The sequence below is a fragment of the Ligilactobacillus acidipiscis DSM 15836 genome (assembly GCF_001435755.1).
Classification (GTDB): domain Bacteria; phylum Bacillota; class Bacilli; order Lactobacillales; family Lactobacillaceae; genus Ligilactobacillus; species Ligilactobacillus acidipiscis.
This window is the reverse complement of the sequence record NZ_AZFI01000087.1, coordinates 1-8,821: the sequence shown is the minus strand read 5'-3', so window position 1 is coordinate 8,821 and position 8,821 is coordinate 1. Positions and strand designations below refer to the sequence as shown.

General features: G+C 38.8%; 8 protein-coding genes. All 8 read right to left on the bottom strand.

What is annotated here, in order from left to right:
• A partial coding sequence (locus tag FC65_RS06830) for a PLP-dependent cysteine synthase family protein (RefSeq protein WP_156408593.1) occupies positions 1-517 on the bottom strand: 517 nt, incomplete at its 3' end.
• Between the two features lie 601 nt (positions 518-1,118).
• Positions 1,119-1,388 carry a 30S ribosomal protein S14 gene (gene rpsN / locus FC65_RS06825; protein ID WP_056972047.1) on the bottom strand — a complete coding sequence of 90 codons (270 nt, stop codon included), beginning with the start codon at positions 1,386-1,388 and terminating at the stop codon, positions 1,119-1,121.
• A 52-nt stretch (positions 1,389-1,440) separates the two neighbouring features.
• A complete protein-coding gene (locus FC65_RS06820) occupies positions 1,441-2,367 on the bottom strand; it encodes a metal ABC transporter solute-binding protein (protein WP_056972046.1) in 927 nt (308 codons plus the stop codon).
• Positions 2,368-2,568: 201 nt separating this feature from the next.
• Positions 2,569-4,350, bottom strand: coding sequence for an adenine deaminase (locus tag FC65_RS06815; protein WP_056972045.1), 1,782 nt, complete (start codon positions 4,348-4,350; stop codon positions 2,569-2,571).
• A 43-nt stretch (positions 4,351-4,393) separates the two neighbouring features.
• A complete protein-coding gene (locus tag FC65_RS06810; RefSeq protein ID WP_056972044.1) occupies positions 4,394-5,728 on the bottom strand; it encodes an NCS2 family permease in 1,335 nt (444 codons plus the stop codon).
• Between the two features lie 452 nt (positions 5,729-6,180).
• Entirely contained in the window at positions 6,181-7,245 is a 1,065-nt protein-coding gene (gene apf / locus FC65_RS06805; protein WP_056972043.1) for an aggregation-promoting factor, read from the bottom strand.
• Between the two features lie 113 nt (positions 7,246-7,358).
• Positions 7,359-7,622: a hypothetical protein gene (locus FC65_RS06800; RefSeq protein ID WP_010495422.1), complete on the bottom strand. Its 264-nt coding sequence runs from the start codon at positions 7,620-7,622 to the stop codon at positions 7,359-7,361.
• A gap of 64 nt (positions 7,623-7,686) precedes the next feature.
• Positions 7,687-8,655 (bottom strand): NAD(P)-dependent oxidoreductase, encoded by a 969-nt coding sequence (locus FC65_RS06795; protein WP_056972042.1) that lies wholly within the window; start codon positions 8,653-8,655, stop codon positions 7,687-7,689.
• Positions 8,656-8,821: the final 166 nt, after the last annotated feature.

Sequence of the window (8,821 nt, the reverse complement as noted above, 5' to 3'; positions counted from 1 at the left end):
ATGCATTTACACAAGATATTTTACGCTCTCCGTAAACTATTTCTGGACCCAGAGTATGATAATAAGTTGCCGGATTAGCTGGATTTTCAAATTGCATCGGAACGTAGCTATTGGGCGTTTCTTGTGCAAGCTTTCGCGCTTTTCTTATCGCGCCCTTGATTCCGTCTTCACTTGGTGTATGAACAAGTTTAGCCCCCAAAGCTTTCATCAACTGCTGTTTTTCAAAACTAAATTTTTCTGGAATTACCAAGATCGTTTTCAAATGATACTGAGAAGCAGCCAAGGCAAGTCCGATCCCCGTATTACCAGCAGTGGGTTCGATAATAGTAGTTTTCTGATTAATTTTTCCCTTGTCGATACCATCTTGCAGCATATACTGTCCTAGGCGGTCTTTGACACTTCCGCCAGGATTAAACATTTCCAACTTAGCATAAATGTGACTATTTTTAGGCACATTTACTTGTAGATCGATCAGTGGTGTATTACCGATCAATTGTGAAACAGACTGAATGATCATAACTTTTACCTCCTCAAAATTAACACAGGGTGGAGCAATGCGGTTAGAAGCCGAGCATTAACTGACTTTGACAAGTCGTGCCTTTCGACTTGTTGACGAAGTTGGTTAAGTACAGGCTTCTGCATTGTGCAACCCGACTACAAAGTGCAGTGAGACATTCATGAGATGAGCATATCGGACTTAGACATTGCGTCATGTCTTTTGCGCTGTGCTTTCTAAGTTGGATAAACAAAAATTTCTTGTCTCACGATGCTCAACTATGGTAACCGGCCTTGCAAGTATGGCAACAACTCACTTACGCAGCGAAACTTAAATATTAAAAAATCAATTTTCGGCTACAAAAAAAGGACGCCAGATCCTGAATAAACAGAATTCTTGCGTCCTTAGTTCAACTCCAACCCATGTGGACATTGAACACTTTAAGGTCATTATTCCTCAAAAAATGTTAATGCAAACAGGTCGAACATCGCCAAAAACGCTCTGTCCGACAACAACAAGTATTTGCATTAAGCATAAATTGCATCATAGTGACACCTCCGAATTGATTGACTCAAATATACAGAATAAAAAGTTCAATGTCAACGATTTGTTTTGTAGCAGGTTACCAACTTGCTTTTTTTACACCTGGTATTTTTCCTTGATGAGCCAAGTCACGAAACCTTAAACGTGACATTCCAAATTTCCGCAAGTAGCCGCGTGAGCGACCATCGATCATATCACGATTTCTTGCTCTAGTGGGGCTTGAATCTCGTGGCAGCTTAGCTAAAGCTTGATAATTTCCAGCTTTTTTTAGTTCTTGTCTCAATGAAGCATATTTTTTAATTAACTCTGCTTGCTTTTTTGCCTTGGCTATTTTTGACTTTCTCGCCAAAAAAATTCCTCCTTTATCTCATATTCAGCTTTTGATTTACTTTATCTCTCACTTATTTTTCTTGATCTAAAATCTTCAACAAACTGTTATATTGTCCTGACATCCATTGTTTATAATTTTTTCCAGCAGGCAAAGTTTCAGTCACCTTAAGAACAGGTACGTCATTTTCCTTAGCTAAAGAAACAAAATTATTCACAGTCTTGTCACTAACTTGTGAGTTATACACAAAAAATGCGATCTTATGCTCTTTGATGTTCTTTTGCATGTCGCTAATTGTCTGGGGAGAAGGATCTGTACCTTTTTCAACAGAATTTTCAAATTTCTGATCACCAACTTTAAAGCCCATTGAGTTTATCGCATAGTCAAAAACCGGCTCAGACACATAAACATTTTTATTTTCTGTCTTAGCAGCAACTTTCTTCAAGTTTGCTATTTTATTATCCACAGATTGTAACGAACTAATATACTTTTGTGCATTTTTTTGGAAATACTTCTTGTTCTTTGGCTGCTTTTCTCCCAATTCTTTGGCAATTCTATTAGCTAACTTCGGCATAGTATTCGGGTCATACCACAAATGAGGATTATCACCAGTCTTTTTATTCATTACGTTTTCGCCAACTTTAAGGTATGTGGCCTTACTATCATTATTCTTAACGAGATTATTCATCCAGCTATCATAGCCGATACCATTGGCGATCACTATTTGTGAACCAGCAACTTCCTTAGCTATTTTAGGAGTTGGATCATAGTCGTGGGGATCGACGTTAGGTTTGTTGATCACCGATGTTACTTCTCCTTTCTTTCCAACTACCGCCTTAGCAACTTCACCGTAAAAATCAGTGGTTGCTGTGATTTTGATCTTGCCTGAATCTTTCTTAGCAGAATTATTAGAACAACCAGCCCCCACAAACACCAGTATGACTAGTAAAAATGCAAGTCCCCAATTTCTGATCTGTTTGAATTTACTCAATTTCTCCATCTCCTAGTTAAATAGTAATTATTACTCTTTAAAGATAATATCATATGCTTTTAATTAATACAAATCAGTTTGGATAAAAACATTTCTTTTTTTCGCAAATTATTTTATCCAGATAGCTCAAAAAACTAGAACAAGCTAAAATACAGCTTAGAAATTAACATCACATTTCTAAGCTGCATTTTAATTTATCTTATTTGTTGGCTATTTCGAAAAAATCGGGGTCAATTTAGTTTCTAATACATCCACTAGGCCTAAATCACTATATTTAAACTCAGGCATCACCGTTAAGCCCAATGTCACGATACGTAATAGGGGCTTCAAAGTATCCAAACCAATACTTTTTACCGTCTCTTCCATCACTTTACCCTTTTTGGCTGTTTCAAAACAATCTTCATTACTCATTAATCCAAATACCGGCAATTCTAATGTCTGGAGCAGCTTATCTTCACTTGAACAACTAATCCCGCCGCCGCATTTGACAAGGGTCTCATACACTCTTTGTGCTGCTTTAGGATAACGATAGACGATCATCATATTATGGTGATCATGTGCGATCGTACTTCCTATTGCTCCATTTACCTCTCCAAAATGGCGAATCAACCCCACTGATTTGTTTGCTTTTCCATACCGATTAACAGTGATAACATAAGCCAAGTCGGGATCATCACCAATATCTACAATACCATCTTTTACCTCATGCTCTTCCACTTGTAAACGTGTCATGGAATCATTATAGTCAACGTAGACTGGAACATTGACTTTAACTTTACCATTTTGCTGTCCATTAGGAGCCCTTAATTGAAAATCTTTTAAATCTAGAGGTAAAACGTTCACTGTATTTCTTTTTTCAATTTCAAACTCTTTCGGTTCGATCGGTACGACCATTTTCCCATTTTTTGCAACTAGTTTTCCTTCGAAATAGACTTGCTCCGGCTCAAAATTTTGCAGATCACGAACTAACAAGAAATCCGCTACATATCCGGGAGCAATTGCACCTAAATTAGTAACACCGACTTCTTGAGCTGCATGCAAGGAACTTGCCCGAATGGCTTCGGTCGCAGGCATCCCATTTTGAATAATTCGTTTAACCACATGATCCATATGCCCATCTTTTAATAGATCAGCAGCTTCCCGGTCATCTGTACATAGTGCCAAACGATCACGCCATGGTAGATCTTTGATCCCGTCCCAAATGGCATCAATATTTTTGGCCATGGACGATTCTCTAGCATCTAAATACATACCAGTACGCAATTTACTTTTTGCTTCTTCACCTGTCCGAGTTTCATGATCAGTTGTTGGACCTCCCACAGCATAGGCGCTTAATGCACGTCCAAATTCATTGGGAACATGACCTTGAACATATAAGTCATTGCGTTCTGCAGCTTCTATCATAGATATCGTGCGCTCTGACCCTTGTTCTACGCCTTTATAGTCCATCATTTCTGCCAACCCAATAACATTTTTTAACTTTGCCAGACGGTCAACTACACCAGCATCAAAAACAGCTCCTGCTTCTTCCAATCCTGGTACCGCCGGAACAGACGAAGGAATATTGATCCACTGTCTCATTGGTAAGTCCAGACCTGCATCATGCATATAGCGAACAGCCTCTTCACCAGCAACATTGCCGACTTCATGCGGATCAGTAATAACTGTTGTCGTTCCGTGCGGAATCACTGCTGCCGCAAAGTTCCTCGGTGTGAGCATTGAACTTTCAATATGAACATGTGCATCGATCAATCCAGGCACAATGTACGCCCCATCAGCATCGATGACTTCTTTAACATTATCTAGGCCGGCCTTAAGATCATCTGCCTCTACATGAACAACAAAACCATTATGAATAAATATTGTGGCCGGATATTCTTCACCAGTAAATAAATTTAAATAACGTGTATTTTTGACAGCTAAATCTGCCTTTATTTCTCCTAACGCTGCTTTCAATAATTCACGACGGTCTGGTGTGGCTATTTTTTTCATTATTTATTTTTCCTCCAAATTTTTCATGTCTAAAAATTTTTTCTCAGTTGAATACAAAGTAGACCATCAAGGGAAGGCACATTGCATACATGATAGGATGTACTTTCTTTTTGACTCCGGACTGTTTAGAAAATGTTTTAACGGCAACATCTGCCAAGATCCCCGCACTAATACCTGCGGCGATCCCTCCAGCAAAAGCAGTGAAAATGATCATAACAAACGGGCCAAATGCCTCACTAAAGTCGCCAAAATCAATATTTTTGATCGATGAGATCATACTATATCCAACAAAAATAAGAACTGGACTTGTTGCAGCATCAGGGATCATTAAAAATAAGGGAGAAATTATAATTGAAACGAAAAACAAAGCAGCCGTTGAAACGGAAGATAAGCCGGTTCTTCCACCCGCTTCCACTCCCGCAGAAGATTCAACAAACGTTCCAAAAGAGGTACATCCCAACAAACCTCCTAAAACTGTCCCTATTGAATCGACCAAAAAGGGTTTTTGGATATCAGGAAGGTTGCCATTTTTATCTAGTAGGTTGGCTTTCTCACTAACGCCTAAAACTGTCCCCAAAGTAGAGAAAAAGTCGCCAAAGAATGCAATAAATATTAAGACGAGTGAACTACCATTGACTAATCCTTTAAAATCAAACGAAAAAGTTAATTGACTAATTTCGCTCATCGTAGGTACGCCAAATAAATGATCTGGTACTTTAGTAACTCCAAAAGGGATCCCGATGATCGTAATAGCAATAATGCCTATCAATAACGCACCGGGTACCTTGTGAAGTGTCATTATAGCAATCAATATCAGTCCTAGGATAGCCAGAAAAACATGAGGATCAGAAAAATTTCCTAATTTGATCCCATCTTTAAAATTTCCGATCCCAGAATTACTAAATCCTAAATATGTAATGAAAAAACCGATCGCGACTGAAATAGAAGTTTTTATATTAAAAGGAATAGCTTTAACAATAACATCTCGAATACCAAAAACGGTCAGGATCACAAAAATGATCCCACTGATCAAGACAATGACCATACTATTTCCAAATGAAAGCTTTCCCGACTGGATCAATGCACCTAACACGAAATTTGTTCCCATTCCGGTTGACAATGCAAACGGTAAGTTAGCATAAAGCCCCATGATCAACGTCATGAGTCCCGAAACAAAAGCAGTCATAACCACTAATGCTCCTCTAGAAATAACGACTCCATTTATATCGGTAAATGTTTGTCCTGTCCCAAATCCCATTACTGAACTTGGCTGAACAACTAAAACGTAGGCCATTGCCATAAAAGTTGTTAAGCCGGCTACAAATTCTGTTCGAACATTCGTCTTTCGTTCCTTGAGCTTGAAAAGTTTTTCTAGCACGCTATGAATCCTCCTTAATATGATTAACGATTAGCCTTATTGTACAATAATCATTCGTATTTTTAAACACTTTCTTTAAAAGAATCCAACATATTTTGATTTATTAGTAAAAACACGAACTTTACTCCTGTTAAAAAATATCAACGTTCATAAAAAATACCCCCTGCTATCTCAGTAGGAGGTTACGTCACTTAATACTATTTAATTCATTTTGAGTATCTCGTCGCAATTAAACGAACAGCTTTGAAAAAGAACAGTTTCTAAAGTTGTCCACATGTGGATCAAGAAATTTTTAAAAGTTATCAACACCTTTATTTTGTTGATAGTTTGTGGACAAAAAAATGAAGCAGTATGCCAGTTCAGTCAAAAAGCTGACCATACACTACTTCAATTAAAATCTTTTATAACTTTTAAATGCAGCACCTTCAGTGCCTCATTTCAAAAAAACATTATTAGTACCAGCCGTTTTCTGACCAGAAACTCTTAGCATTATTCCACGAACCATAAACACTTGTCACATATTCCTGTGCAACTTTTTCTTGGTTTGCTGGAGAAAAGTCATTGTGTAAATAAGAGCTTGTCAGTTGGTAACGACCATAGTATTGACCATTTGTTACTGTATAAGAGCCGCCAGACTCTTTTTGTGCGATCCATTCTTTGGCAGCAGCTTCATCCGTTACTTGAGTTTGTATTACGCTTGTATGCGGCTGACTAACGACCGCCTTTTTTTGAACAGGCTGAACGCTATTTTGCGCACTTGCTGTTGGCTGAGAATTCTCACTCTTGTTAACAACTTTCTTTTCTACCGGCTGTGGATCTCCTGCTGGCTGTTGAACCTCTTTAGTCGGTACACTTACCTGAGGTGTTACAGCTTGAGAACTAGCCGGTGCATTCCCATTATTTTGTGTGTTACTTGGAGTTTCATTCTTGTCAAGCTGAGTTGTACTTTGAGCTGCGGAATTGTCACTGACAGTGGGTGTTTGTACAGGCACAGTTTTTGCTGCCGGTTTTTGCTGAACAACCGCTGCCGCAGCCTGTGAGGAAGCCTGCTTATTAACGCTAACTGCGACATGTGTAGTTTGCTGCGCAGAACTAGTCTGTGCTTTGTTGACCTGAAGTATCTGTCCTGGCTGAATCACTGACGAATTTAAATCTAAGCCATTTGCTTCACGTAATTGAGCAACAGTGATCCCTGCATTACGTGCGATCGTCCATAAACTATCACCGGCTTGAACAGTATAATTACCATTACCACTTGTTACAGTTTTAGAACTTACTTCATTATTCGTTGCAATAGTTAATTTTTGGCCTTGATAAATAGTATGCGTCTGTGGATCGATATTATTTTGCTTTTCTAGTGTATGTTGTGATACTCCGTATTTATGCGCAAGTGACCAAACTGTGTCATTTGAAACAACCGTATGTACATCAGAAGCATTAACAACGGCACCAGAAGCTAAAAATAGACCGGCAGCGCCAACAGAACCTAAAACCGCTTTTTTGACTATCTCACTCATATTTAACTACTCCCCCTTTGTTTTATGAATACGTATTAATTCTAATTAAAACACGTTGCCTTGCAATAAGCAACTTTATACCTGGCATATGATAAGTGCCCACAACCACAAACTTATTTACCAGACCAGACTGCCAGATCATGCTCAATTCCTCTTTGCTTTGCCAATAACCGGTAATCTTCTTCCTTAGTTTTGACATTTCTTTGCTGCCGCGTGTATTCTTCCACGTTATCTAACAATTCCATAAATTGTGCAGTCTGTAAGACATACTTTTGGGCTTGACTTTCGTCATCAAAAACCCGCATGACAGTCAACGTTTGAGGATCTGTATATAAACGATAACCTGCTAAATGACCGATCTCAGCATAATTGCTCATCGTGACGCCTCCCCTGATTTAAAAAATACCGCAAGTCACTGACTAACGGTACTTAAAATGTAAATTATTTTTTGACTGCATTCACAATATATTTAGCACTTTGTCCTTGGGCAACTAAACTGACATTTTGCGCTACTATTTGCGCCATAGCATCTCTGGCTTCGACCGTGGCGTTACCAACATGCGGTGTCAAAATTACGTTAGACAGGTGTTTTAATTCATCGCTAACTGCAGGTTCTTTTTCATAGACATCTAAAGCAGCTCCGGCAATTTCTTTTTCGGCCAACATTTCAGGTAATAATTTTTCATCAATGACTTGCCCACGAGCAGCATTTACCAAAACGGCAGAATTCTTCATCAATTTGAATTCACGCTCACCTAAGTAATGGAAAGTGTCCTTGGTTGCTGGGATATGCAGCGTGACAATGTCAGCTGACTTTAACAGCTCATCTTTAGAGACATATTTTGCGCCCAGCTCAGTTTCCACATCAACTGGAGCCTGCTTGCGTTGTGTGTACAAGATCTGCATATCAAATGCGTGCAGTCTTCGAGCTACTTCCCTGCCAATTTGGCCTAAACCGATAATACCTACAGTTTTACCAGCAAGCTGGTGTCCCAAGAAAAATAACGGGGCCCAGCCGTTGAATCCTGTCGTTCTCATCAATGAGTCGCCTTCAACGACCCGATGTTTTAAGACTAGTATCAAAGCAACCGTAACTTCTGCGGTCGAAACTGCTGAAACATAAGGCGTATTGGTGACTGGTATTTCCTTGGCAGCGGCATATTCAAGATCGATATTGTTAGTACCCGCTCCAAAATTAGCGATCAGTTTAAGTTCAGGTGCTGCATCGATCACCTCTTTGTCGACTTGAGTCGATAAAGGTGTGATCAAATATTTAACATCACTAACTTTATCCATTAAAGTTTTTTTATCGATCAGTTCTTCCCCTTGGTACATTTCAAATGTTAGTCCGCTTTTTTTCAAGATCTGTAATGCTTCTTCTGGTATCTTATCAGCTATAAAAACATCCATTTTATCCACCCCTTATAGTCTAATTTAAGCCAAAAACGTAAGCGGTTCAATTTAAATCACAAACAAATAGTCACACTCCTATTAAATATTACATTTCAGTCAAACAACTATAGAAAGCCATTCCTCTTTTAGCAAGGCAGATTGCAAGAAATAACTTGAACGAATT